23 protein-coding genes, 1 tRNA gene and 2 pseudogenes are annotated in these 24,433 nt (G+C 67.7%); 12 read left to right on the top strand and 14 right to left on the bottom strand.

Features of this window, described 5'->3' with window-relative positions; genetic code table 11:
* Positions 1-918: 918 nt before the first annotated feature.
* The gene (locus OHT74_RS01150; RefSeq protein WP_328618947.1) at positions 919-1,419 is read right to left on the bottom strand and encodes a hypothetical protein; all 501 of its coding nucleotides are present in this window, start codon (positions 1,417-1,419) and stop codon (positions 919-921) included.
* 60 nt (positions 1,420-1,479) lie between these two features.
* Positions 1,480-2,581: pseudogene (locus OHT74_RS01145) on the bottom strand (IS256 family transposase).
* Between the two features lie 159 nt (positions 2,582-2,740).
* On the opposite strand from OHT74_RS01145, the gene OHT74_RS01140 reads away from it, so the two are divergent.
* Together OHT74_RS01140 and OHT74_RS01135 are read left to right on the top strand one after the other, a co-directional pair.
* On the top strand, positions 2,741-3,304 hold the full coding sequence (locus OHT74_RS01140; protein WP_328618946.1) for an EF-hand domain-containing protein: 564 nt from the start codon (positions 2,741-2,743) through the stop codon (positions 3,302-3,304).
* Between the two features lie 473 nt (positions 3,305-3,777).
* Positions 3,778-4,371 carry an isochorismatase family protein gene (locus OHT74_RS01135; protein WP_328618945.1) on the top strand — a complete coding sequence of 198 codons (594 nt, stop codon included), beginning with the start codon at positions 3,778-3,780 and terminating at the stop codon, positions 4,369-4,371.
* 171 nt (positions 4,372-4,542) lie between these two features.
* Here the strand turns inward: OHT74_RS01135 and OHT74_RS01130 are convergent, their stop codons facing one another.
* On the bottom strand, positions 4,543-4,857 hold the full coding sequence (locus tag OHT74_RS01130) for a hypothetical protein (protein WP_328618944.1): 315 nt from the start codon (positions 4,855-4,857) through the stop codon (positions 4,543-4,545).
* A 656-nt stretch (positions 4,858-5,513) separates the two neighbouring features.
* On the opposite strand from OHT74_RS01130, the gene OHT74_RS01125 reads away from it, so the two are divergent.
* The 4 genes and pseudogenes from OHT74_RS01125 to OHT74_RS01110 all read left to right on the top strand — a co-directional run bounded on the left by OHT74_RS01125 (position 5,514) and on the right by OHT74_RS01110 (position 7,941).
* Positions 5,514-6,707: an IS110 family transposase gene (locus tag OHT74_RS01125; RefSeq protein WP_328618943.1), complete on the top strand. Its 1,194-nt coding sequence runs from the start codon at positions 5,514-5,516 to the stop codon at positions 6,705-6,707.
* 64 nt (positions 6,708-6,771) lie between these two features.
* The gene (locus tag OHT74_RS01120; protein ID WP_266659653.1) at positions 6,772-7,125 is read left to right on the top strand and encodes a ferrous iron transport protein A; all 354 of its coding nucleotides are present in this window, start codon (positions 6,772-6,774) and stop codon (positions 7,123-7,125) included.
* A 110-nt stretch (positions 7,126-7,235) separates the two neighbouring features.
* Positions 7,236-7,550 (top strand): annotated as a pseudogene (locus OHT74_RS01115) (transposase); the annotation flags it as partial.
* 130 nt (positions 7,551-7,680) lie between these two features.
* Positions 7,681-7,941: a hypothetical protein gene (locus OHT74_RS01110; protein WP_328623500.1), complete on the top strand. Its 261-nt coding sequence runs from the start codon at positions 7,681-7,683 to the stop codon at positions 7,939-7,941.
* A 568-nt stretch (positions 7,942-8,509) separates the two neighbouring features.
* On the opposite strand, the gene OHT74_RS01105 is transcribed toward OHT74_RS01110, so the two are convergent.
* The 3 genes from OHT74_RS01105 to OHT74_RS01095 all read right to left on the bottom strand — a co-directional run bounded on the left by OHT74_RS01105 (position 8,510) and on the right by OHT74_RS01095 (position 11,377).
* Entirely contained in the window at positions 8,510-8,638 is a 129-nt protein-coding gene (locus OHT74_RS01105) for a hypothetical protein (protein WP_328618942.1), read from the bottom strand.
* Between the two features lie 446 nt (positions 8,639-9,084).
* Positions 9,085-10,155: an NAD-dependent epimerase/dehydratase family protein gene (locus tag OHT74_RS01100; RefSeq protein ID WP_328618941.1), complete on the bottom strand. Its 1,071-nt coding sequence runs from the start codon at positions 10,153-10,155 to the stop codon at positions 9,085-9,087.
* A gap of 781 nt (positions 10,156-10,936) precedes the next feature.
* The gene (locus tag OHT74_RS01095) at positions 10,937-11,377 is read right to left on the bottom strand and encodes a hypothetical protein (protein WP_266659640.1); all 441 of its coding nucleotides are present in this window, start codon (positions 11,375-11,377) and stop codon (positions 10,937-10,939) included.
* 565 nt (positions 11,378-11,942) lie between these two features.
* On the opposite strand from OHT74_RS01095, the gene OHT74_RS01090 reads away from it, so the two are divergent.
* From OHT74_RS01090 to OHT74_RS01080, 3 genes are all read left to right on the top strand, one after another.
* Positions 11,943-12,848, top strand: coding sequence for a hypothetical protein (locus tag OHT74_RS01090; protein WP_328618940.1), 906 nt, complete (start codon positions 11,943-11,945; stop codon positions 12,846-12,848).
* Positions 12,849-12,910: 62 nt separating this feature from the next.
* Entirely contained in the window at positions 12,911-14,626 is a 1,716-nt protein-coding gene (locus OHT74_RS01085) for a transposase (protein ID WP_328618939.1), read from the top strand.
* On the top strand, positions 14,623-14,967 hold the full coding sequence (locus tag OHT74_RS01080) for a hypothetical protein (protein ID WP_328618938.1): 345 nt from the start codon (positions 14,623-14,625) through the stop codon (positions 14,965-14,967). Before OHT74_RS01085 ends, OHT74_RS01080 begins: the two co-directional genes overlap by 4 nt.
* Before the next feature lie 11 nt (positions 14,968-14,978).
* Here OHT74_RS01080 and OHT74_RS01075 read toward each other — a convergent pair whose 3' ends face one another.
* A complete protein-coding gene (locus OHT74_RS01075) occupies positions 14,979-15,881 on the bottom strand; it encodes a LysR family transcriptional regulator (RefSeq protein WP_328618937.1) in 903 nt (300 codons plus the stop codon).
* Between the two features lie 206 nt (positions 15,882-16,087).
* On the opposite strand from OHT74_RS01075, the gene OHT74_RS01070 reads away from it, so the two are divergent.
* Positions 16,088-16,234: a hypothetical protein gene (locus tag OHT74_RS01070; RefSeq protein WP_327286445.1), complete on the top strand. Its 147-nt coding sequence runs from the start codon at positions 16,088-16,090 to the stop codon at positions 16,232-16,234.
* 78 nt (positions 16,235-16,312) lie between these two features.
* A complete protein-coding gene (locus OHT74_RS01065) occupies positions 16,313-16,624 on the top strand; it encodes an EthD family reductase (protein ID WP_060905596.1) in 312 nt (103 codons plus the stop codon).
* A gap of 89 nt (positions 16,625-16,713) precedes the next feature.
* On the opposite strand, the gene OHT74_RS01060 is transcribed toward OHT74_RS01065, so the two are convergent.
* The 3 genes from OHT74_RS01060 to OHT74_RS01050 all read right to left on the bottom strand — a co-directional run bounded on the left by OHT74_RS01060 (position 16,714) and on the right by OHT74_RS01050 (position 18,391).
* Entirely contained in the window at positions 16,714-16,887 is a 174-nt protein-coding gene (locus OHT74_RS01060) for a hypothetical protein (protein WP_328618936.1), read from the bottom strand.
* 185 nt (positions 16,888-17,072) lie between these two features.
* On the bottom strand, positions 17,073-17,984 hold the full coding sequence (locus OHT74_RS01055) for an ADP-ribosylglycohydrolase family protein (RefSeq protein ID WP_328618935.1): 912 nt from the start codon (positions 17,982-17,984) through the stop codon (positions 17,073-17,075).
* Positions 17,985-18,178: 194 nt separating this feature from the next.
* A complete protein-coding gene (locus OHT74_RS01050; RefSeq protein WP_266659624.1) occupies positions 18,179-18,391 on the bottom strand; it encodes a hypothetical protein in 213 nt (70 codons plus the stop codon).
* A 1,081-nt stretch (positions 18,392-19,472) separates the two neighbouring features.
* Between OHT74_RS01050 and OHT74_RS01045 the strand changes: the two genes are divergently transcribed.
* Positions 19,473-19,766, top strand: coding sequence for a hypothetical protein (locus OHT74_RS01045; RefSeq protein WP_266659622.1), 294 nt, complete (start codon positions 19,473-19,475; stop codon positions 19,764-19,766).
* A gap of 129 nt (positions 19,767-19,895) precedes the next feature.
* On the opposite strand, the gene OHT74_RS01040 is transcribed toward OHT74_RS01045, so the two are convergent.
* From OHT74_RS01040 to OHT74_RS42035, 4 genes are all read right to left on the bottom strand, one after another.
* On the bottom strand, positions 19,896-20,270 hold the full coding sequence (locus OHT74_RS01040) for a hypothetical protein (RefSeq protein WP_266659620.1): 375 nt from the start codon (positions 20,268-20,270) through the stop codon (positions 19,896-19,898).
* A gap of 493 nt (positions 20,271-20,763) precedes the next feature.
* Positions 20,764-20,837: transfer RNA gene (locus OHT74_RS01035), tRNA-Met, on the bottom strand.
* 692 nt (positions 20,838-21,529) lie between these two features.
* Entirely contained in the window at positions 21,530-21,670 is a 141-nt protein-coding gene (locus OHT74_RS01030; protein ID WP_328618934.1) for a hypothetical protein, read from the bottom strand.
* A gap of 996 nt (positions 21,671-22,666) precedes the next feature.
* Positions 22,667-23,704, bottom strand: a complete 1,038-nt coding sequence (locus OHT74_RS42035) for a serine/threonine-protein kinase (protein WP_443047240.1) — start codon at positions 23,702-23,704, stop codon at positions 22,667-22,669.
* Positions 23,705-24,433: the final 729 nt, after the last annotated feature.

Raw genomic sequence — 24,433 nt, 5'->3', positions numbered from 1 at the left:
TTTATCCGTATCGTCGCGTCAGATGCACAACCGCTCCCCCCTCTTGCGGTGCCGCGACCGGTGGCCCCGGGACGGCCCCCCTGTCCCGGGGTCTTGCCATGTCTGACGGGAAGGTGCAGGTCTGCTGTTGCCGGGCTGGTTTTCCACGGTTTCTCCCTGCATGTCTGTGACTGCTGGGAGCGTCGGTGGGTAATAGGTGAGAGGTCTTGCCCGTGCCGGCACTGCTGGAGCAGACGATGGAACCGACGTCACAAGCCCGCCCTTCGGCGGACCTGTTCCCTTCGAAGGTCGTCTTCTGCGGCTTTTGCCGGGCCACTGCGACCACTGGTGGAGCGCGGACTCTCAGCGCCGAGGGAGAGTTCCTTGCGGTGATGTGGCACACCCTTGCCTGCCCGCACCACGCAGCCGATCTGATCCTCGCCGGGGACGGCTGACGGCACCGCTCCGGCGACCCGCCGCCCCGCGAGGCGCAGCTCTTGCTCCTCGGCCGCCACGACGCGGCGGGCCGGGGAATACCGGGTGGGCGAAACGGGTCACTATAGTGCCGCCCGCCAAGAGGAACCCGCTCATGAGCACCCCCGCCCCCCGCCCCCGGCCCCTCGGTCGCGACCTGGTCTCCTTCCCGGTCCGGACCATGTGCGCTGACGTGTTGACGGCACCTGCTCTGCCGATCTGCGCCGTTCACCTGTTGGGCGTGATTGGCGCTGTGCCTCGGCGGAAAGGGTTCCGGCTGTTAGTAGGCCGATCTTGAAGCGGAGGCAGGAACGCGGTTTGGACGTGGCGAGTGTTGTGGCCGAGGTTCAATCTGGCGCCTCGTACGGGTGCTACCGGCCGTCAGTGGCTTTCGAGTCATTGTCAAGAGTTGTGGACGATGAGAGCCGCTGAGGCGGCGGCCGCAGTTGACGGGGACGTGTTCGGTCAGTGATCAACTCCGAGAAAGAGGACGGTGGCCCAGTCGCTGGTGACCAACAGCAGGCTGCGCGACCATATGGCGCCCATGCCCATGCGCGGGCCGTCGACGTCGCCGGAGCTTCGGACGGGCCCCAGATGGGCTTCGATGAGGTCGGCGATGTCATCAGCGAGTTCGCCTGCCTGCCGGATCTCGGCGGGCGTGCGCAGGCTGGAGTCCGGCCACCTGCTGGCGGGCTGCATGAAGCCGTCGGTCACCTGTCGGCGGAGAATGTCCCGCCAGGCTTGTGGTGACTCGAACGGGTCGACCGACGTCTGGTGTCCACTGGCCCCCGCGTCGTACACGGCTTGTGCGAGATCCTTCATCCAGTCATGACCGGGTGTCGTCCCGGCTACTGGGACTACATGGAGCAGCTCGATGGACGACACATGGTTGCAGTCGTCGAGCAGTTCCTCGAGCAGTTCGGCTGCGGCTGACACCGCGGCTGGAGCGTCGAGTGGGTTCAGCATGGGCGTCTGGGTCCTCTGTGCGGTTCTGCGCTTCGGCCTCAGTGTGTCAGCTGAGCACGTTCATGCTGCGAGGTTTTTGGGGCGTTCGACGAGCTGACCACGTTCGGAGCGGGCCCCGGCGCGGACCAGCGGGACGAGGTGGGCGCCGGTGATCGCGCGCCATCGGGCCTGGGCGGTCTCGACGAGCTTGAACACCATCGCGAGCGCCGCTGCCGGGCTGCCGGCGCCGCGGGTGACCTTGGTGCGGAGTTTGACGGTGGAGAACGTGGACTCGATCGGGTTCGTGGTCCGCAGGTGGATCCAGTGCTCGGCTGGAAAGTCGTAGAACGCCAGCGGTTCCTCCCAGTCCTCGGTGATCTTCGCGACGGCCTTGGGCCACTTCGTGCCATAGGTCTTCGCGAACGCCTCGATCGCCTTCTCGGCGTGGGTGCGGTCCTCCGCGTTGTAGATCTCCTGCATAGCCTTCGTCGCCCCGGGTTGCGCGGACTTCGGCAGGGCGTTGGTGACGTTCCGGGCTTTGTGAACCCAGCACCTTTGATGCCGGGCAGGAGGGAAGACCTCGGCGAGCGACTTCCACAGGCCCATCGCGCCGTCGCCGACCACCAGCGCGGGGTAGCGCATGCCGCGTCGTCGGCAGTCTCGCAGCACGTCGGCCCACGACTCGGTGGACTCCCGCAGCCCCTCCGCCAGCGCGATCAGCTCCTTGGTGCCGTCCAGCCGCACCCCGAGAAGGACCAGCACGCACGAGTGCGCCTGCCCGAGCCGGACCTTCGGATGGACCCCGTCGGCCCACACGTAGACAAAGTCGCGGTCCGACAGGTCCCGGTCCTGGAAGGCGGCGTGGTCGTCCTGCCACTGACGGGTCAGCCGGGTCACCGTCGCGGCCGACAACCCGGCCGTGCCGCCGAGAAACTGCTCCAGGGCGGGCACAAAGTCCCCGGACGACAAGCCGTGCAGATAGAGCAGAGGCAGCACCTCGGAGATCTTCGGCGACTTGCGGCACCACGGCGGAAGGATCTTCGAGGAGAACCGCTGTCGCTATGTACTGGTTGACTTACGCCTCCAGTGCGGCGGCGAGCATCCGTCGGGCGCCCTCGCGGACGATCTCATCGATCAGGGAGCCGGACTCTGTGGAGCCGTCGGCGGTGACTACGCTGAGCACGGGCGTGCCTTCCCGACCCGCGCTGCAACGCGGGCCTACTCGGTGACCATCAACGGATCATTCGGGTCCGCTTGCCCTCCCGGAACCGATCCACAGGTCTTGAGCATTGCTCAGTGGCCGCGCTTTTCGGGCGCTGCTCTGGCAGGCAGGGTGTCGGGCATGGACATCTCGCCGTTCCTGCAGCGCAAGCTCGCCCGCCGCTTCGCCACCTTCGACACCAACCGTGACGGCTATATCGACCGCGCCGACTTTGGAGCGGCCTGCGACCGCCTTGCCGCCGCTTTTCAGCTCTCGCCCCAAGCCCCCGCGCTCAAGCACATGCGGGAGCTGAGCGACGGCCTGTGGCAGCACTTGTCACGGGCCGCGGATGCCGACGTCGATGGACGCATCAGCCTCGCCGAGTACCAGGCGGCGTTCGCCGCCGGGCTGCTGGTCACGCCCGCTTCCTTCGACGCCGGGTACATGCCGTTCCTCGATGCGCTGATGGACATCGCGGACGAGGACGGCGATGGGAAACTGACCCGGGATGAGCAGGTTCGATGGTCCGGCGCCCTGATGGGGCTGCCTGAAGCGGACGCTCGAGAGGTCTTCGGCCGCCTCGACCGGGACGCCGACGGGCTGATCAGCCGGGACGACATGCTCCAGGCAATCCGTGAGTTCTACTTCAACGCGGAGCCCACCTCCACCGGCGTGTGGCTGCTCGGACCACTGGACCCCGCATAGCAAGCAAACCTGTCGCCCAGCCGGACCGGTTTCAATTGAGATGGCTGTTCATGTCCGCTCGAACCGGCCGTACGGGTCACTACCCCCAGCCCGGGCGGCCGGCTGCTCCTGCGGACCCGGCGCGGATCCCTGGTCCAAAACCGATTCCCCGACCTGGTCGCAGCCGCCGGGCAGCTACCGGGGGGACGATCTGATCCACGGCCGCGGTAGGGGCGCGTCGCGCCTCGTCCGCTTTGGGAGGTAGAGGCAGCCGAGGGCTTCCTCCCAGGTGTGGCTGCCGCTACCGGGGCCCGACGGCAGGCCTTGCCCCGACCGCGCACCGCACTTGGCCTCCGACTGCTTCGACAGTGCGAATCGTTCCTGCGGTGAATGTCTGCGGCTGTGTGGGTGAGCGCAGCCCGCCATGTCTCCGGCGGAGGTGAGAAGGCCGGTAGAAGACGGGGGTCGTTCCATCGTCCTGAGGGGTGTTCGTGATGAGCCGAGGCTTGATCGTCGTGGATGTGCAGAAGGACTTCTGTGAAGGAGGCAGTGTTCCCGTCGCGGGAGGCGCGCAGATCGCCACCGCGATCGCCGAGCTGGTGGAGCAGAGCGCGGACGGTGACTACCAGTACGTCGTGGCCACCCGCGACCACCACATCGACCCGGGCAGCCACTTCTCCTCAAGCCCAGACTTCAAGGACAGCTTCCCCGTCCACTGCGTCGCCGGAGACGAAGGCGGAGAATTCCACCCGAACTTCGCCCCCGCCGCCGCCGGCGGCAAGGTCCACGCCGTCTTCTTCAAGGGCGCCCACAGCGCGTCCAAGAGCGGCTTCGAAGGCGCGGACGCCGAAGGAACCTCCCTCGCGGACTGGCTGCGCGCACGAGGGGTGCGGGATGTCGACGTGGTGGGCATCGCGACCGACCACTGCGTGCGCGCCACCGCTCTGGACGCTGCCGCGGCTGGATTCGGAACCCGGGTACGCCTGGACTACACGGTCGGCGTCGCCCCCGACACCATTGCCTCCACTCTGGACGACTTCCGCCAGGCAGGCATCGAGGTGTCCGGCCAGGCACCGGCGCCGAAGTAGCCCAGCTGGCAGGACAACGCCCTCGCCCTGTGGCGGTTCAGACAGATCGGTCAAGAGCCAGGCAGTCCAAATGGGGACTCTATGCAAGCGTTTGGGGAGCGGTCGCCGTGACCGTTCCCCAAACGGAACTGCTGAGGCCGGCGTGACAGGGTCCGGCCGAGTGCGGCGGGGTTAGAGCACGGCGACGGTGAACGGCCTGTCTGCGGAGTTGCCGCTGCTGTCGCTCGTCACGATCGTGATGGTGTCGATGGCGCTGCCGCAGTAGCCATGGGGCCCGCCGATGGCGGTGATTTCGCCCCGGCTGTTGTTGAGCGTCGCGACGATCGCCGCGCTGGCCAGGTCGATGTTGGAGTCCGAGACCTTGACGCAGTACACGCCCGCCTGGTTGGTGCCGGTTCCCCGGGTGACGGCGTCGACGTTCTTGGATCCGAGGAGCGAAGCGGTGCCGCTGACCTTCGCGGCGGCGCGGGCGTACGGGGCGTCCATGCCGGCGGCCGCAGCAGTGCCGGACCAGAACGGCCAGTGACGTCACGGCGCCGAGAGCGAGCGCGACGACTCGGCTGGAACGGGAGGCAGAAATGCGCATGTGTCTGCTTCTTTCTCGGCCACGAGCACACTGTTGCGCCAGCGTCGGCCGGGGAGATCAATGGGGATGTCCGTGCCGCCAGCCGACGGAGAGCAGGGAAACCCCCGACTGGCGTCACCGCACGAAGACAACAAGAAGCTCTGGGTGACGAAACGGTGCTGCTCGCGCTGCTCCACACCAACGCGTGAAGCAGCGCTCCCAAACATCAACAAGCAGCACCAACCGGGCACTTCGTACTACTTGGCGCTCCCCCTGCCCCATCGCGCCTCATATCTACCCGGGCAGCGGTGACGAGAGATGGCAGGGGGATCGGAAGCAGGCACTCAGCTTGTCGTACCTTCCAAGCGTGGTCTGAGCCGGTCATTCGTAGGATCGGCAGGACCCAGGGGTTCGGGGTATGGCTGTGAGCTTGTCGCCGTCTGATGGCTCAAAGAACTTGGCCGCCCCGGACCCCGCGACGACTCGACCGCTAATTGGGATACGCGACTCGATCGCTTCGTAGGACAACGTCGGCGAGGTCGTCTGCGGGACTGTTCTGGACGACGAGCTGACGGAGGTGACCGTGTCCCAGATCTGGGCCGGAGTGGACATCGGCAAGGAACATCACCATTGCGTGGTGATCGACGCCCAGGGCGAACGCCTGCTCTCGCGGCGGGTTCTCAACGACGAGCCGGCCCTGCTGGAACTCATCCGGGATGTGCTCGCGCTGTCCGAGGACGCGCTGTGGGCGGTGGACATCAATCACGGTGGCGCCGCCCTGCTCATTGGGCTCCTGGCCAGCCACGGCCAGCCGATGGTCTATCTCACCGGCCTGGCCGTGCACCAGGCGTCGACCGCCTACCGCGGCCAGGGCAAGACAGATGAGAAAGACACCTTTGTCATCGCGGACCAGGCCCGCATGCGCCGCGATCTCGGCCTGTTGCGGCCCGGCGACGAGAAGGCCGTCGACCTGCGGATCCTGACGACCCGCCGGACGGACCTCGTCATCGACCGCACCCGGCAGATCAACCGGCTCCGAGCCCAGCTCCTCGAAATTTTTCCGGCGCTGGAGCGGGTTCTCGACCTGAGCAACAAGGGGCCCGTGATACTCCTGACCGGCTATCAGAGTCCGGCCGCCATCCGCCGCTCTGGTGCCAGACGCATCGGAGCCTGGCTGAAGAACCGCAAGGTGAAGGGTGCTGATGCCGTCGCCCAGGCGGCAGTCGACGCGGCTCACTCCCAGCACACCGAGCTGCCCGGCGAGGAACTGGCAGCCACAATGGTGGCTCGCCTCGCGAAAGGCGTGATGGTCCTCGACGATGAGATCGCCGAACTCGACGCTCTCATCGAAGTACGGTTTTACGAGCATCCGCACGCTGAGGTGATCCGCAGCCTGCCCGGGATGGGCTCCCTACTGGGCGCCGAGTTCATCGCCGCCACCGGCGGTGACATGGAAGCCTTCGGGACCGCTGACCGCCTCGCCGCCTTCGCTGGCCTGGCCCCCGTTCCCCGCGACTCGGGCCGCGTCAGCGGCAACATGCGCAGACCCCGCCGCTACCACCGCGGCCTCCTGAGGGCCTTCTACCTTTCCTCGATGGCCAGCCTCAGATCATGCCCCGCCTCGAGGCCCTACAGGCGTAAGCGCAACGAAGGAAAGGGACACAAGCAGGCATTGCTGGCCCTCGCTCGCCGCAGAGCCAACGTTCTCTGGGCGATGATCCGCGACGGAGCGTGCTACCAGCTCTCACCATCCGTCACCACAGCCACTTGACATCAGCATTGGGAAGTTCTTTATCTTCTGGCGCCCCTGAAGTGGTGCGGGCAGAGTGGGCGGCATGACAGACAGTTCCGGCCCTGTTCCTGCGGACGTCGACGACCGCCGGGCGATAGAGCACATCCTCGGTCGTCCCTTGAGCCAGTCATGGCCGAGGGGTGCACTGGCACCGGGCAGCCGGGTCACAGTCGTTCGCGACCAGGACTGGGACGGTCCTTGGCAGGTCGAGTTTGCTGGAACGATCGATGCCATGGGTGCACCGGAACCCAACGAACATGCCCAGTCGCTCAGCGGCGAGCTGCTGTATTGGGTGACCTTCGACGCTCCGCAGTACGACTGCGACGGGGCCGGTCCCTATCGCAAGGCCCAGGTCTGGGGTCGGTACCTACGGGCCGGGCCAGAGTCCGAAGCATAGGGATACCTCGCCTCATACCCCGCTCGAATCGTCCGTCGAACTGGGTCGCTCACCTGGGCATTTTCCGGACGTGGGGGCGGCCTTCGTCTGATCATGTGCTCCGACCAAGGATGCGCGTGACCACGACGAAGGCCGTGAGGGTGAGTCTGCTGCCTGATGCTGTCCGGAGGGAAGCGTTCGCGGAAGCGTCACGCTTCCGGGGCGAGTTCTACGAGTGTCTGGCCGCCCGGCGGGATGAGTTGTTCGAGCTCGTGGACGCGGTGCTGTGTGCGGACGGCTCGGTGAAGTCACCGGTGGACCTGACGCTGTTGCCCGAGCACCGTCGTGGGCACGGAGCGATGTACGGCGGCCTGAACCACGGCCGGATCGACGTCGAACGGCTGCGGACGCTGCTGGCAGGGCTGCCCTTTGCGGGCGGCTTCCTGCACGGCGGCGGCGAGGTCTTCGAGGGTCTCGTAGCCGGCCGACCAGCTGGTCGCGGACGACGAACCGGTCACCTTCACCGGGGTCGCCCGCGCCGCGAATGTCTCGCACTGGCTCGTCTACGCCGAGTGCGTGCGCGAGCACATCGAGGCCGCGCGGCGCCGTCAGGGACGCGCCGCAACCAGCGGTGCCCGCGCCGGCGCCAAGGAGCCGGCCGGACGGAAGCTGGAGAAACAGCTGCTCCAGCAGGACAACCGACGCCTGCGCGAAGAAGTCGAACGACTCAAGGGCGCCGTCCGTCGCAGCCTCGGCCAGCAGCTCGACCAGTTCGGCGCCGCCGGCCTCGGCACCCGCGTCGATGAACTCACGGCGGAGAACGAGCGTGCAGGCTGAGCGCGACGATGCCTTGGCCCAGGTCAAGGGACTGAATGACCAGCTCAGCGAGGCCCAAGACGATCTCGCGGGCGCTCGGGAGAGTCTGCGCCGCATGATTCGGACTGAGAACGCTCCCTGACCGCCCGACAGAGGCAGAGGATCGCGCGCGCTGCAGCGGATGGATCGTCCGGGCTCTCACCCTTGAGGCTGATCGGCGTAGGTCCGCGCCTGCGTACGCCACAGCTCCGCGTACTCGCCGTCGTCGGCAAGGAGTTGCTCGTGCGTGCCTTCCTCCAGGAGGCGGCCGCCGTCGAGGACGACGATCCGGTCGGCGGCGCGGGTGGAGCCGAGGCGGTGGGTGATCAGGACGACGATACGACCTTCGCTGAGGGCCCGGTTGCGGTCGTAGACGGCTTCCTCGGCCCGGGGGGTCGAGCGCGGAAGTGGGTTCGTCGCAGATCAGCAGGGGTGCGTCCTTGCGGTGGAAGGCTCCCGCGCTGGCGAGGCGCTCCACTGGCCGCCGGACAGGTCGCGGCCGCCCCACTGGGAGGGTGCCAGGTTCGGTGCGTGAGGTGTTCGACGAGGGTCAGGCGGCGGGCCGGCTGCGGGTGCCGGTCGCGGCGTGGCGGTGGGCGACGGGTTCGGGCCTGGTCCCGGCGCGGACCCACCCGAAGACAGCAGACGGGTCCAGCAGCGCCTCTTCGCCGCTGTCCACCGCATGGGGTGCGAGGTTCTTCGGATCACGACTGCGGCCGGAACATCGCTACCGGCCTGGGACACGGCCACGGACGAAGACGAGGAGTAGCAAGAGAGCCAGCCTGGACGTGGGCCGCCTGTCTGGCGTAGCCATCACGGAGGAGACGCTGTTGGTGATCTTGCCGGGGTCTGTTTCACCGCGCTGCTGTGCCCTGTGCGGCGTACCGGGACGATGACTCGCAGACGTACGCATACGTTGCCCTCGGCCAGCCCCCTGGCTTGCCAGGCAGCGGGCTGGCCCGGGGCTCCTGGTACGTGACCGCGGCGGCGCCGGAGATCACCCACAGCATCCGGAAGCAAGGTCAGAACCACTGGGTTGGCCCGGCTGAGCGTTGATGCTGGCCCGCAGGCCAGCGGTCGGCGTGCTGTCCTGCCCGGGTTGCGGGGCCGGGGGCGCGGTGCGGCTCAGGCCTGTAGTCTGCGGTCGTTCCACGCGGCGAGGACCGCGTCGTGCTTGTCCTTGTCCAAGCCGACGGGAGTCTTCCCCTGAAGGTATTTGGGCCGCGGATACGTGCCCTCGATGAGCACTCGCCAGGTGTCCGCGACGGTCTCGGCGACGGGGCGGCAGCGTAGACCTGCGGCCAGGGCCTTGGCTGAGGAAGCGGTCCAGGTGCCGATCACCTCGGGTATGTCAGGGGCCCACAGTGGGAGTTCGGTCCACGGGGCCACGCCGTGATCCTGGAGGAACTGCTCGTCCACCCATACGAGTTCGGTCTCGGTACCGGTGGCATCGACGCAGGCACTCAGCAGCTCGCCCATGGTGGTGCTCTCGCGGACACCGGTGGTCAGATATCGGCCGGTGCCGCCCTCGGCGAGCCGGTCGAGCATGAAGTTGGCGATGTCACGGGCGTCGATCAGCTGTATCGCGCGGTCCGGGGACCCCGGAGCCAGCACACGGCCGCCACGTGCGATGGCCTCCAGCCACCACGGGAGGCGCCCGACGTTCTCTCCGGGACCAACGATGATGCCGGGATTGACGATCAGGGCGCGTTCGGGGAAGCCCTCCTCGACCGCCCGCTCGCAGCCGGCCTTGAGCGCGTTGTAGGGCACGTCGTCCGGCGAGGCGTCCGGAGCGCAGGCGTGGAGAGGGAAGGACTCGTCCACACCCTTTGCGGGCCAGTCCGAGTAGGCATGGAAAGACGAAACGAAGGCGTAAATCTCTGCGTGCCCGGCCAGTGCCCGGACCGAACGCTGCACGATCTGGGGCTCGAACCCGCAGGTGTCGACTACACAGTCCCAGGTCCGCTCTTCTACCAGCGCACGCAGGGCAGCTTCGTCTTCTCGATCGCCCTGGACCGCTTCCGCACCCGAAGGCGTCGGGCCCGCCTGTCCGCGGTTGAACAACGTCACCTCGTGATCACGTCGCAGCGCCTCGTCGACGAGCGCACGGCCCAGGAAGACGGTTCCACCGATAAAAAGGATCTTCATGGTCGCAAGACTGTCATCATGCAACGAATCCGCCAAGATCGTCTGCACCAGCGTTGAGTAGGTTTCGTACCGGCCAATCCGATCAAACTTCGTCTATCTCGAGGGATCACAGCGGGCCAGTATCCACGCTGAGCCGGCCAACTCAGTGGTTCTGAGCGTGCTTCCGGATGCTGCTGGTGATTTTCGGCGCGAGCGCCGTCGCGTTCCAGTAGTCGCTGGTCATGCGGCGTCCCGACAGGCCGGGGGGCTGGCCGAGGCCAGCGTGTGAGAGCAGGTTCTTCGGCTACAAGTCCGGCACGCCACCCGGGCCGCAACAGTGGAGTGGCAACGGCTCCCGACAAGATCACCAACAGCATCCGGAAGAGGGGTCAGAACCAACTACGGCGCTCACCCACAGTTGTGACTTAGCGTCGTGGTTGGCCAGGTGAGCGTGATGGTTGGCCGTTCTGGCCAATCATCAGCCCTCACTTCCGTCCTGCCCTGGTGCAGTCGCCGAACGTGCACCGCGGCCGGGCGGGGCGGCGTGAGGGCGTGCGTGTTCGTGGGATGCCCACATCGGTGTCACGCTGGAAGGCCCGAGGGTTGGGAGAGATCCGGTGGCTAAAGCCCCGCAGAACATGCTCCGGGAAGGTGACGAAGGGCCCTATTTGCGGACTCTCCGCCGGAAGGCGGCTTTCGCGTTGGTGCCGGGCTGTCTCGGGGCTGTCAGTCGGTCGGTTCGCCCAGGAGGGAAAGCCGATCGACGGCCTTTCGAGCACGGTCCTGGCTGTTCGGCATGAGGTGGGCCTACACCCGGCGGGCAAACCACCGCCGTTGCCCGGGGCCGGGCTCACGGACACCAGGAGCCGCCGCTCTGGCTCGCCCGGGCCTCCACGGTGTAGCCCTGCTCCCCGTCGAATGCCCAGGACACGGCGAGATGGGAGGTGGCGCCGTTGATCTGCTTAGTGAAGCAGAGGCCGATCCGTTCGCCGGTTGGGTCGTGGCGCTGGGCGGGCTCGTCCGGCTCGGGCGGTGCCGGCAGCCAGCCGTTGCGGGCGGCGGCCGCCCGGTAGTAGGCGACGACGTCCGCTCGGCGGGCGGGCTCGGTGTACCCCCGGCCGAAGTACGCGAAGCGGTCGTCGTCGTCGCAGCCGGAGTAAGACCCGTCGTCAGCCTGTGCTCCTTGCGGGGTGCCGAGAGTCCCGACCTGGGCGGCCATCGGGTCCTGCAGTGCCGCGTCCGCGGCGGTGCAGCCGTAGATCCCGCCGTTGAGGGCCCACCAGCCACCCATGACGGTGAGTGTGCCCAAGACCAGTCCGCCCGCAACTACGGACGCTCCCACCCGAAGATCGTTCACGGGCGGGAGCGTACCGGTCGGCAGCGGCGGGGAGAACCCGGGCACCCGCACCATGAGGACAAGGCTGCCCCGGCCACTCAGGCGAAGTTCACGCCCACCAGCGGCGGCATCGTTCCGTCCTCGTGGGGACCCGAACACGCAAGCAGTGCGAGGGCTTGACTGTGCACCGCTCTGCTCGGGGGTGGCCGGGCACCGGCTTCCGTGTCGATCGGCGCCCGGCCTGGGTGGGGTTAGGTGCGGCTCCCTACGGCGGTGGGGAGGTTGAGGTTGATGGGGGTGGAGTAGAGGACGTCGGGGCTGTGGACGAGTGGCGGGTCGAAGGTTCGCAGGGGGAACGGGATCACTTTCGCGTCCTGTTCTCCTTCCTCTTCTGTTTCGTACGGGTCGATGAGCCCGTATCGGCCCCGGAGTCCTAGCCCAGACACCAGGGAGCAAGTAACCCGTCGGTAGGTTCTGGGGCCCGTTTCCCGGTGGTGGGAGGCCTCGTTGGGTTATCCGGGTGAATGCCCGGGAGGCCGACGACAAGGGGCGGGTGTGCGGGAGGAGTGGTCGCCGGAAGAGCTGCTGGCGAGCTGGACCCTGGTGGACGGCGACTGGAAGCTCGTGGCCAACAAGTCCGGGCCGACCGGGCGCGAAGCGGCACCGCAAGCAGATCCGCGAGGCCCTGGGGTTTCCGCCGCCGACGCTCGCCGACGAGGAGTCGCTGACTGCGTGGCTGGCCGCGGAGGTATGCCCGGTCGAACTGGTGGAGGACCGGCAGCGCGAGGCCCTGCTGGTGGAGTGCCGTACGCGGAAGATAGAGCCGCCGGGCCCGACCCGTATTGAGAAGGTCCTGGTCGCGGCGCGGGGCAGGTGGGAGCGGGCGTTCTGTGCCCGGACCATTGAGCGTCTGGGCGCGGTGGGCAGGGCCCGGCTGTTGGCGCTGGTGGCCGAGGGGAACGATGAGGGCATCGCGCTGCTGGCCGCGCTCAAGCGCGACTCGGGAGCTGTCGGTCGGGACGCCCTGTTGATGGAGATCATCAAGCTCACGTCGGTGCGGGAACTCGGGCTTCCGAAGGGGTTGTTCGCGGACTGCTCGGAGAAGCTGGTGGCCGGGTGGAGGGCGCGGGCGATCAAGATGTATCCCTCGGACTTCCGCGACACGGCGGAGGACGAGCGGGTCACGTTGCTCGCGGCGCTGTGTTCGTCGAGGCAGGCGGAGATCACCGATGCCCTGGTCGACCTGCTGATCGCTCTGGTCCACAAGATCAACGCTCGTGCTGAGCGGCGGGTGGAGAAGCAGCTCACGGCGGAGCTGAGGAAGGTCCGGGGCAAGGAGGGGATCCTCTTCAAGCTGGCGGAGGCCGCGGTCGGAAAGCCGGACGAGGTCGTACGGCGGGCGCTGTATCCGGTGGTCGGCTGCTGAAGAAGTACGCCGATGTCGACGGCAAGACCCGCTTCTACGACACCGCCGAGGACGAGCCGCCGATGGACGGCGTGGTGCGCAAGGACTGGCGTGAGGCGGTCGTCGACGACAAGGGCAGGGTCGAGCGCATCCCGTACGAGCTGTGTGTGCTGGTCGCGCTGCGGGATGCGGTGCGCCGCCGGGAGATCTACGTCGAGGGTGCGGCTCGTTGGCGGAATCCGGAGGACGACCTGCCCGGTGATTTTGACGCCACCCGCACCGTGCACTACGCGGCGATCCGCCAGCTGATGAACCCGGGCGCGTTCATCGCCGATCTGAAGAAGCGGATGACGGCGGGCCTGGACGGGCTCACTGCCGCGCTCGCGGACGGCAGCGCGGGCGGGGTGAAGGTCACCACACGTCGAGGCGAGCCGTGGATCACCGTGCCGAAGCTGGAGCCGCTGGCTGAGCCGACCGGTCTGCAGGCGTTGAAGGACGAGGTCGTACGGCGCTGGGGTGTCCTGGACCTGCTGGATGTGCTGAAGAATGCCGACTTCATGACCGGCTTCACCGACGAGTTCTCCTCGGTGGCCGCCTACGAGCGCATCGACCGGGACGTTCTCCAGCGCCGGCTCCTGCTCGCGCTGTTCGCGCTGGGCACGAACATGGGGATCCGCGCGATCGTGGCGACCGGCGAGCACGGCGAGAGCGAGGCGGTACTGCGGCATGTGCGCCGGCACTTCATCACCGTCGACTACCTCCGGGCAGCCGTGACCAGGCTGGTCAACGGGACCTTCGCCGCCCGCGATACCGAGTGGTGGGGCCGCGGTACGGCGTGCGCGTCGGACTCGAAGAAGTTTGGCTTCTGGTCCAGCAACTTCATGACCGAGTACCACGCCCGTTACGGCGGCAACGGCGTGGTGATCTACTGGCACGTGGAGCGGAAGAACGTCTGCATCTACTCCCAGCTGAAGTCGTGTTCGTCGTCCGAGGTCGCGGCGATGATCGAGGGACTGCTGCGGCACTGCACGGACGCCGAGATCGAGGCGAACTACGTCGACACGCACGGCGCCTCCGTGGTCGGCTTCGCGCTCACCGAGCTGCTCAAGTTCCGGCTGCTGCCCCGCTTGAAGAACATCGGCAGCATCCGCCTGTACCGCCCGGATGACACCCCGCCGGGCTGGCCGGCACTCGGCGCCTCGCTGACGCGGCGGATCCGCTGGGAGCTGATCGAGCAGCAGTACGACCAGGTGGTGAAGTACGCGACCGCGCTCCGCCTCGGGACGGCGGAGGCCGAGCAAGTGCTGCGGCGTTTCACCCGCGGAGGCCCCAAGCACCCCACCTATCGGGCACTTGAGGAACTCGGCCGCGCCGTGCGCACGATCTTCGCCTGCGACTACCTCGCCCACCCCGGCCTGCGCCGTGAGATCCACGGCGGGCTCCAGGTCGTGGAGAACTGGAACAGCGCGAACACGGTGCTCCACTACGGCAAGGTCGGCGCCCTGACCGGCCCGGACAAGGAGCACGCCGAGACGTCGATGCTCGCCCTGCACCTGCTCCAGTCCGCGCTCGTGCACGTCAACACCCTGCTGGTGCAGCAGGTCCTGGCCGAGCCGGCGTGGGCGAAGAAGCTCACCGGCGAGGACCGGCGCGGCCTGACCGCCCTGTTCTGGTCCAACGTCAACCCGTACGGAACGTTCCGCCTCGACATGGACAAGCGCCTCGACCTGGGGCTGCCCACTGCCGTGCCCCACCCCCGCACTACCCCCTCCGCTCGATCGACCACGGAGCCACGATGAAGGACTTCGCCGACCGCACCGACCCCCGGATGGACGAGGCCGCGTGGCGCGCCCTCGACCTGACGCGCGCCTACGTCGCACGCGACCGCACCGCGATCGTCGAGCACCTCGCGGACCTGGAGGAGGACCAGCTGACGTTCGCCGGAGGCGTGCTCATCACGATGTACAGCGACACCCGCGAGGTCCTGCGGAACACCGGGCGCCCGCACAATCCGGCGACCGTGGTGCGCGAGGTCGACGCGGTGGCCCGGTTCGCGCCGACCGAACACGAGTTCGCCGTCACCACGGCCGCCCGGCGCAAGGTCTTCGGCCTCGCCACCGCAGACGTCCGTCTCGCTTGACCTCTTGCGCGTCAGTCCGGCAGCCAGTGCAGCTCGTGCGCCAGGGCTTTGGCGACGGCACGGATGCGGCGGTGTAGTGGCGACTGCTCGCGTGGGAGGACCAGGTGGATCGTCAGGCTGGGCGCGCCTCGCAGCGGTCGCCAGGTGAGACCGGCCGGTTGTGCCGTGGCCGCGGCTTCTCCAGCCGGGGCGAGGGTGACCCCGTCGCGCAGGTCGCGCTGAGACATGTCGAAAGAGACTGCGGGCGTGTGGAATCGGGGGTGTGGTCGGGTGTCTCGGAACACTGCGGACAGCTGATCGTGGATCACGGGGTTGGCCGCACGGTCCGGGAGCCGCAGCGGATACGCGGCCGCGTCGGCGATCTCGATCTCCGGGTGTTCGGCCAGCGGATGGTGCTGCGCAAGCTGGACCCCGATGCGCTCACGCCGCAGCAGGAACCGGCGCACGCCACGGCCCGGCTGTTCACCGCGGGTGATCCCGGCATCGATGCGGCCGTCGGCGACCGCGGGGGAGATCTCCGGTGTCGTCATCGGGACCGCGCCGACCTCGAGTCCGTTGTTGCCGCGAATCAGCCTGTCCACCAGGGCCGGTGCCGTCTCGGCCCCGGCGCTGAGGCTGTATCCGATGCGCAGCGTGCCCAGTTCACCGGCCGCCGCGCTCCGGGCGGTGTCCCATGCCCGGTCCAGCGCCGCCAGGGCGGGCGGCGCGGACTCCGCCAAAGCCGCACCGGCCGTGGTCAATACGACGCTACGCGTGTTGCGGACCAGCAGGGCCGTACCGAGTTCCGCCTCCAATCGGCGCATCCGGGCGCTGAGTGCGGGCTGTGCGATACCGATCCGTGCGGCCGCGCGGGTGAAGTTCAACTCCTGCGCCAGCACCAGGAAGTACCGCAGGCTCACCGTATCCGGCGCCACGTGCCCTCCCTGCCGATTGATAACGATCCGTTCTGAGCCTATCCCGTACCGGTCTTTCCCTCGACCGCACATCAAGCCCTAACCTGCGCATATGACGATTCAACTGACCGCAGTACTGGACATCGCACTCACGCACACCGCCGATTTCGAGTCCGCCCTCACGGCTCTCGCGAAGGCCGCGGCCACCGAGCCCGGTGTGCTCGACTATGGATTCTGGCGCGACCCGACCCACCCGGGCCCTCCCCGATGTCGTAGCCTTCGTCGGCGACCTCCCGCTGTGGCTGGCCACCGACTCCCACGCGCTCCTCGAAACCACCTCCGTCCTCACCCAGATCCCGATGCTCCGCACCTAGCGAGGTCGGCGGCAGTTCTTGGCAGGAGCTCCCAGGTCACCCGGAGCGTTACGGTCTCGTCTCTGGACGGAGGTCGTCATGCATAAGTTGGTGGTCCTGTATTCCAAGCCCGCCGACCCTGACCACTTCCGCGACTACTACGTGACCAACCACCTTCCACTGGTCATGAATTGGCCCGGCCTGCTTGCGTGGCGCTACAGCTTCGACGTGGCGGCGACCAAGGGAGAAGCGCCGTATTTCGCGGTCTTCGAAGGCGACTTCGCTGACGCCGCCGCCATGGCCGCGGCGCGGGCGTCGCCGCAAGGCCAGCGGGTGGCCGCCGATGTCGCCAACTACGCCACCGGCGGTGCGGTCATCATCCACTATCCGGTGCAGGACGGCACCGGCTGAGGCAGGCCGGTACGCTCCGGGACGCGTTCGGTCGGCCGTTGCGGCCAGGTCCGGCTATCGGCGGACGCCGTTCGCGGTTGTGGCGGGCGTCAGCGGGAGGCGGTGTCGAGGGCGCGGCTGAGTGTCCATCGGGAGACGCGCAGCTTGGCGGCGACGGCGGTTCGGGTTTGTCCGGCGCCGAGCAGGATGCAGGCGTCGGTGATCTGTTCGGAGGTCAGGTCCGGCCAGGCGTGAGTGACCGTGCCGGGCCTGACTGGCAGCACCGCGGTGGACCTGCGTCCCCGCTTCAGGTGCTGCCTCTGCTGGGCCTCGAATGGGGTGGGGCCCGACACCAAGGGCGCGGACCTGGGGGCGGGCCCGCTCGTTCAACTCCCGGGCCAGAGGGTTCTCCTTGTGCAAGTCCGATTGAATCGGGCGGGGCCGACTGTGGCCGCACCTGTTTGAGGGTCTACTCCGACCGGAACGGGGGCAGCGGTTCGCGGGCTGTGTGCCAGGCGGCCGGGAGAGCGGTGACACCCGTTCGAGCGGCGATGACCCCGCCCGCGATGGCGCAGGTGGTGTCGATGTCGCCGCGCCCGGCGACGGTGAACCACAGGCCCTCGTGCAGGTCGTCGAGATGCCCTGCCGCGCACCACAGGGCGTAGGGGACGGTGTCGGGCCCTGACATTCGGTAGCCGGAGCCCAGGACCTTGGCGGCATGCCGAACCGAGGTGCGTGCCGGCATCCGGGCCGCGACCCCCAGTCCCGACCGGACGTCACTGTCGGGCAGTCGTGCGGCGACCGTCTGGAGGAAGTCCGGACGTGTTGGTGCAGGCCCGCCGCGGCTGCGGGTTGCCAGCGCTGCGCCGAGGGCTACCGCGACCGCCGCGGCGACGGCTTCCGGGTGGTGGTGCGAGACCGCGCTCTGGCTGGCGGCCTGTTCGGCGACGGAGTCGAGGTCGGCGGCGTGCCAGGCGCCGAGCGGGGCGACGCGCATGGCCGCGCCGTTGCCCCAGGAGCCCTGGCCGCCGAACTGTCCGGCCACCACCTCCCGCCAGGGCTCGCCCGCGCCGATCCGGCGGAGTACGTCGTGCATTGAGGCTCCGTAGCCGCGGTGCGTGTCGTCGGCGTAGGTGGCGGCGAGGTGGCGGGCGAGGCGGTCTTGGTCGATGGCGCCGTCGCCATCGGCGAGTTCCCGGACGAGAACGAGCGCCTGGGCGGTGTCGTCGCTCCACTGCCACAGTGGCTCCGGGGGCAAGATCCGTGCTTCCAAGGCTGCGGGGCCTTCGCGGCGCAGGATGCCGAACCAGCGGTCACCGAAGGCATCACCGAAGGCGAGCCCGGACAACGAGTCCAGGGCAGCGGTAGGCATGTTGATCATTGGGCTAGTGTCACAAGGTGGCGCCGCCCTGGCACTCCGATTTCGGTGCGGCCATGCTTCTGGCGCCGCCTGTGCCTTGCTGTGCCAAGCGCCAAGGAGACCTCCTCAAGCGGGGTCTCCGCGGCGAGGACCAGTTGGCAGCAGCCTCTGGTCAGGGTCTCCGCTTTGTTCCGGTTCGGCCAGGGCAGGCCTGCTTAACGCGCGTTGAACGACCAGCAGCCCCCGACCTCGTCCGCGCTCACTGTGATCAGGCCGAGGTCCGTCATGTAGCCGGTGAAGGCGCGGCCGCCGGCGAGTTCGTCGGCCAGGAAGTCTGGCGAGTCGGAGGTCCGGGCCAGGTCGGAAGAGGTCCGGAAGACGGGGTTGGGACCGTACCGGCCGAGCACCGTCCGGGCGTCGGCCAGCACCTCGTCCCGGATTGCTCGAGACCGGACCGGGAGGGCTCGAAGGACCACTCCTGGGCCGGCGAGGCGAGCAGCTCGCCGGCGGTGCGGGATGTGACTGGGTGGGGCCAGGCGCGCACCTCCTCGGCCGTAAGCGGCAGGAACGGGTGGGAGGGATGGCCGTTCTCGCGCCGCCCCTTGTCGATCTGCGACTCCCGCCAGCCCAGGGGGTCGGTGACCGCCCAGTGCATGACGGACAGCGCCATCACAGGCAGGGCACCAAACCCAGACGGACCATGAGGCGAGCGGCAAAGTAGGTACGGCTACTCATGTGCGACTTGTGAGCGTCGCCTACCTTCGCGAGGTGACTACGAATTCGACTGGGCAGTCGCACACGTTCGGCCGGGGACTGTCCTGCTGTCTGCTGTTCACTGTTCTGCCTGTCGTCTGGCTCCTTGCCGCTTCAGTCCTGCCGGAACGGGTCTTTTGGTTTCCGTTCTGGGTGGGGGCCGTGATTTGGAACGGAACGGATGGCCAAGGCGGTATCAGCCACTTGTTCACCTGACAACAGGCAGGGCCGGGTGCCGTGGACACGACGAGGCCAAGGGGCACGATGACGACCCTGAGGGGGTGAATGACAAGCTGACCGGCTCGGGAACAGCCTTCTTCAGCGGTCGGCATCAAGCCCCGGCGTACGCAACAGGCGACTCCGCGTCCTCGGTCCACTGCGACGCTGGGGCTGCTTGCGCGTGGTCGGCGGGGGGATGCGAGAACGGTGAGGGCTTTGGTGGGGGTGGCTGGTGTCGGCGTCGGGCGTCAACCCTTGCCCGCGCATGTCACTCGGGATGCCGAACGCTGTGCTTGTGATGCGGGGTGGTGGTTGGGCGTGGCTACGGTCGGTTCAGTCCGCGTCGATAGGGTGTGCGCGGGCGAGGCCCGGTGACCAGAGCGCTCTGGCGGCAGTAGCACCGGGCCGCCCAAAACGTCGTTGAGACGCAGCGTTTTGGCAGCAGGCCTTGGCGCGCGGCGGGGTACGACACCTTCGGCAAGCTGAGCAGTTTGCCCTCCGGCGGAGCGAGTTCACATCCGCTTGGAAGGAATCCTGATGGCTGCTCACCTGCGACGCGCTACGGCTGTGGCTGCGCTTGTATTGGCCTCACTTGTCGTGGCGCCGGCTGCTGCTCACACGGCCGGTCCGGTGGGCGACGAAACCGCCAGCAAGAGCCTCGACCCCTTCAACAAGCAGAAGATCAAGAAGCCCAAGCGGGCCCTGCAAAAGTGGATCGTGGAAGAAGGTTTGGACGATGGGGACATCCGGGAGTCGCAGGAGCGGGGCGCAGAGTTCACGGACGCCTTGAACAGCCTTCCGTTCTTTCAGCCGCTCGCTCGCACGTTCTGACTCGATGCGGCCCCAGTTGTCAGGGCGGCTTCCCTTCGGTACCCGCGCCCAGCACTGACCGGGGGGTGGCGGTCGCTTCTCCGAGGCCCCCGGTCATCCCCGCCTTCGAGAGAGTTTCTGACTCGGGTGCTATCTGGCGGCCGGATGTCCTTCAACGGGCTCGTCGAATCGGACCGAGCGCACGAGGAGGCGGTCGGAAGCTTGACGGCCGTGGGGCTTGAGCCGCCACTGGTCGCCGTCGCAGTTGGTGTCCGTGTAGACGGTCACCCAGGCGTCGGTCTCGTTGTGCGGGGCGTAGCCGGGCGGGTACTTGTAGGAGTCGACGGCGTAGAGGTTGATGCACTCGCCGCTGCGCGGGTCGGGCAGGGTGACGCTCAGTTCGTCGCCGGCAGCGTCGCTGAACTTGTAGTGGAACTCGCCGGTGGCGGCCAGCGCCGATCCGGACATCGACAGGGTGAGCGCGAGGGCGCCGAGGGCGGCGGCGACGGCGTTGCGGAGCTTCATGCGGGGTGGATCCCTTCTGGAGATGATCAAGGGGTCACTGCGGGGCTGACCCTATGAGGGCTGCGCCCGGCGAATCGATCCGCCGCGAGCCGCCGACGCGGCGCGTCTCCCATCACCACTCGTTCGGGTCAGGTCCACCGGCGGCACGGTGCCACCGGCCGGGCCGCGCCGATAGTGCTGGAACTCGCGCTGATGGCCGCCGACCGGGCGCGCTCGGCGAGCGGCGGAGGGCGCCGTGCGGGCCTGGTGGGGCCGGGGCCGGCCGGAGCACCGCCATGCTGGGTGGTGGAGCGGCCCGCCCCGATCCGGCAGCGCGAAACCCGGCGAAGGAGACAGCGACCATCGCGTACGACAACATCACCACCGACTGATTGGCTAGCCAACCCGGGCCCGATCAGACGGACCGGCCAAAAACCTGGCCCCACACCCCGAAGCACCCCTGCACGCACGGAAGGGCCCGGATCCATTGAAGATCCGGGCCCTTCCGGTGTAGTAGCGGGGACAGGATTTGAACCTGCGACCTCTGGGTTATGAGCCCAGCGAGCTACCGAGCTGCTCCACCCCGCGTCGGTGAAACCCACTCTACGGCACCTCTTGGCCGGTGTTTGACCGGCTTTCGCGCAGGGTGCCGTCCACAGGCTCTTTGGGGCGACGCAGTGTCTTTGAGCGGCGGTCCGCGTCTGAGGCGGTACTCGGTTTCGGGTGTTCTCCGCTCGGCCAGTTGCGGGTTTGGGCATGCTGGCCGGGGGCGTGGTGATGCGTGCGATCGTGTCTGCGGCTGTCACTGCCGCGCGGCCACCGGTGCCGGCCGCGCCAGCCCCGCGCGCCGCGCGGGGCGCCGCCCCTCCCGCTTCACACCAGAACGCCGCCGCCAGTTCCTCGAGTATCACAGTGCCGGTATGGCGAAGAGTAAGGGTGCCGGCGGAAGCCAGCATCACGACCGCGGCTGTCTATCCAGCGTCGCCGCCCCGATGCCGGCTTCGCCGCTGCCACGGGCCACCGCCACCCGCGTCACCCCGGAGCCGGCCGGTGCGGTCACTGGCGTGCAGCGGACGGCTTTCTACGACTACCTCGCCGCCCATGGCGTGCTCCGGCGGCCGCTCTTTTCGCAGGTATCCGGCCCGGGGCCGTCTACGACCGGCGCAGATCAGACACCGACTTCGGGAAGCGGACCGACCGACTGCGTATGCGTCTCTTGTGAGGAACGGATCTTCGGGTCGAGTTGGCGCTGTAGTCGCACACGGCTTGGCGCCAGGGGGTCAGGGGAGGTGGGAGCCGAGACGGAACCACATCTCACCTACGGCCCGGTGGACGTCCTTGCTCTGCTCGGTGTCATCGAGCAGTGCCAAGGAGCACCACGGCACCGCCAGTCCGTTCGTGCTGAAAATCTGACGCTTCACCTCTGGCGACGCCCAAGTGGGTGGTCCCTGTGAGGCCCGACAGCTACTGGAACCCTCTCAGCCAAGACGGACGACGGATACGACTATGCCACGGAGAAGCTTTCGCCCATCTTTCGGCTCCTGCTCGAGCATCACGCACGAGGGAGGCGTCAGACCCGAGCACCTCCTCCAATTCGGCTCGCACATCCCACATCAAGTCGCGCGCCTTGCCTGCGTTCCCTAGCAAGCCAGCGCACTCGGCAAGCAGACCCTTCAGGGCGAGTGTGGTCGTCGACTTCGCGCCCAGTGCTACTGAACTGCTGGCAATGAGGGACCCCCAACTGATCCAATGCAGCTGTCTGACCTTCGGTCGCCGTAGCCACTGCTATTAGTCCCCGCGTCACGAACGTAGGGGCTGCATGGTCGCCGTAGTTGCGGATCACGCCTGGCAGGAGTAGCTCCAGCTCGTACTTCAAACGGGCTGGCGACATGCTGTCCGTACTCTTCGTAAGCCACCCGAGCTGTGCCGTAAGAACCAGGCTCGAGTCCTCACCGAGGCGGGCCACACCACTGGAGAGGGCTGGTGTGTAAAAGACCGCTGCTGCAGCCGTCCCGCTTGTGTCGATCATGCACAACGCGTGCTGAAGGCGTGCAGTCAGCGTCAACGAATGAACCTGGCCGAGTGCTCGCTCACAGTCGCGCATCAACTGGCTGTTGAGCCTGAGTGCTTCAGCGTGGTCTCCAGCAGAATCCACAGCATCTGCCTGCCATACACGGGCCTCGAGAGTTTCGACTGCCTCCGCTCCCAGATGTGCAGTGCAGTCATCAATGACGGATGCGAGTAGAATCCGCGCCCGATCAGGGTCGGCAAGGGTAGCCGTCAAATGTCCGTGCACCGAGCGGCATCGCAGCGTGAGCGGATGTGGAGTCCCAAGTGCCTGCTCGCAGTCGGCTAGAAGGTCGGCAGCCATCGCCCGACCGCGATCCCAGTCGAGCTCGCCCTGCAGGCATACCCATTCAAGCCGAGCCAGAAGTGTGCACGGATGGGCGGCGCCGTACAGCTGAATGCTTTCCCGGCTGATGTCCTGCAGGAGGTTGCGGGCCAGCAATACCTGACCAGCGTCGCCTGCCTGTACGGCCCTTTGTACCCGCTGCTGGACAGCCTGTTCCCTCATGTTCATGGGCTGCGGCATTGCGAGCGAGCTGGCAGCGGTCTGTGGAACGGACGCCAGAGCCGAGAGACGTGCACGCACCTCCGAGGCCTTCGACGGGCGTGCGGCCGGATCTTTCGAGAGCATTTCGAGGACGAGCCTGTCCAGATCCTCGGGGGAGTTCCCTACGGGTATGACTGGGCGGGGGAGGGGTTACCCGCATGTGGCAGTGCAGGATCGCTGCCGGCGTCGCATCCGGATCGTAGAACGGCGGATGTCCCGTCAGGAGCTCATACAGAAGGCACCCCAGGGAATACAGGTCCGAACGCTCGTCGACAGTCGCGTGCAGGTCTGCACGTTCAGGAGCCATGTACAGCCAAGAGCCGATCACCTCCCTCGTCTCGGTCAAGTTCAGCGGCAACGAAGCACTCTTCGCAATTCCGAAGTCCACAACCTTCAGGCGTGATGTGTCTTCATTCACGATGACGTTCTGCGGCTTGATATCCCGGTGAATCACACCCGCTCGATGTGCCGCCTCGAGCGCTCTGCAGATCTGACCCGCCCACGAAAGAGCCTGATTGATCGGAATCACTCCACAGGCCACTATCTGAGACAGAGGTCGTCCCTCGAGCAGCTCCATCACCAGGAAGTCGCGCGGTCCGTCAGAATGACTCACCCGTCCGAAGTCGTGCACGACGACGATGTGGTCGCTAGACAGGCCACCGGCCGTGATTGCTTCCTGCCAGAACCGAGCTGCCGCCTTGCTCCACCCTGACTCCGTAGCGCTGCGGTACAGAATCTTGACTGCAACCTGCCGTTGAAGACGTTCGTCGAACGCCTTCCAGACCGTCCCGAATCCACCCCGTCCCAGTTCACCATGCAACCGGTACCGGTCGACGAGCACTTCTCCTGGCTTCACAGGACCCCCGTGCAGACAATCGTCATGAGACGGCCCGAGCGGCAACACTCGGTCAGGAATACTCCCCGCCACCTAGCACGCCGAATCACCCGACGTGGTTGCACGCCGATCCTGATGCACGAGCCCGGTGCTTCGCCAGGCCGCCGCCGCGCTGCGCAGCCATGCTCAGCACGGCTCTGGCAGTCACGATGACCACCGCGACCAGTACGAGCCCGACCCGGAACCGACTGTCCACGAGCAGGAGCTGGAGTGCTTACGACGCCAGATCAAGATGCAGTGGGTCGCCTGGGGTCGCGGTCGTCGTGGCGGTGCTCTTCGCCGCACGGCTGTTCCCGGGCGCCTGGGCAGACGCCATCAGCGCCGCCTGCGGCGCAGCCGGGGATCTTTCGGGTGCGGCGGCTCTGTGCGGCGTCTTCCGCGACAGGCACGCGGATCCGTGCCCGAGCCACGCGGCGGGCGACCGTCGCCCGGGTCTGCCTGCGACATGGTGTGTCGGGAGGCGGACGGTGGGGGCGCAGTCCTACGGTGCGCTCATGCCCGACAAGCTCCCGGCCCGTATCCGGTCTGCTGTGCTGGCCCGGCTGCGCACGCGCGAGCTGGTTTAGGTGGTGGCGGAGGATCTGAGAATGAGCGAACCGGCCGACCGGCCGGTCTCAGTTCATGGCCAATCGGCCACCGCTTGGCCATCTGCCGTGAGATTCGGCCACGAAATTT

This window comes from Streptomyces sp. NBC_00354 (genome assembly GCF_036106915.1).
GTDB lineage: Bacteria > Actinomycetota > Actinomycetes > Streptomycetales > Streptomycetaceae > Streptomyces.
The sequence above is the reverse complement of the archived record's forward strand: the minus strand, read 5'-3'. Positions and strand labels throughout refer to the sequence as shown.

Excerpts from the sequence above, each read along its gene's own strand:
- OHT74_RS01150 (WP_328618947.1), bottom strand. The coding sequence starts at position 1,419 with ATGCTGAACCCACTCGACGCTCCAGCCGCGGTGTCAGCCGCAGCCGAA.
- OHT74_RS01140 (WP_328618946.1), top strand. The coding sequence starts at position 2,741 with ATGGACATCTCGCCGTTCCTGCAGCGCAAGCTCGCCCGCCGCTTCGCC.
- OHT74_RS01135 (WP_328618945.1), top strand. The coding sequence starts at position 3,778 with ATGAGCCGAGGCTTGATCGTCGTGGATGTGCAGAAGGACTTCTGTGAA.
- OHT74_RS01130 (WP_328618944.1), bottom strand. The coding sequence starts at position 4,857 with ATGGACGCCCCGTACGCCCGCGCCGCCGCGAAGGTCAGCGGCACCGCT.
- OHT74_RS01120 (WP_266659653.1), top strand. The coding sequence starts at position 6,772 with ATGACAGACAGTTCCGGCCCTGTTCCTGCGGACGTCGACGACCGCCGG.
- OHT74_RS01095 (WP_266659640.1), bottom strand. The coding sequence starts at position 11,377 with ATGGGTGGCTGGTGGGCCCTCAACGGCGGGATCTACGGCTGCACCGCC.
- OHT74_RS01085 (WP_328618939.1), top strand. The coding sequence starts at position 12,911 with ATGGACGGCGTGGTGCGCAAGGACTGGCGTGAGGCGGTCGTCGACGAC.
- OHT74_RS01080 (WP_328618938.1), top strand. The coding sequence starts at position 14,623 with ATGAAGGACTTCGCCGACCGCACCGACCCCCGGATGGACGAGGCCGCG.
- OHT74_RS01070 (WP_327286445.1), top strand. The coding sequence starts at position 16,088 with ATGGATTCTGGCGCGACCCGACCCACCCGGGCCCTCCCCGATGTCGTA.
- OHT74_RS01065 (WP_060905596.1), top strand. The coding sequence starts at position 16,313 with ATGCATAAGTTGGTGGTCCTGTATTCCAAGCCCGCCGACCCTGACCAC.
- OHT74_RS01055 (WP_328618935.1), bottom strand. The coding sequence starts at position 17,984 with ATGATCAACATGCCTACCGCTGCCCTGGACTCGTTGTCCGGGCTCGCC.
- OHT74_RS01045 (WP_266659622.1), top strand. The coding sequence starts at position 19,473 with ATGGCTGCTCACCTGCGACGCGCTACGGCTGTGGCTGCGCTTGTATTG.
- OHT74_RS01040 (WP_266659620.1), bottom strand. The coding sequence starts at position 20,270 with ATGAAGCTCCGCAACGCCGTCGCCGCCGCCCTCGGCGCCCTCGCGCTC.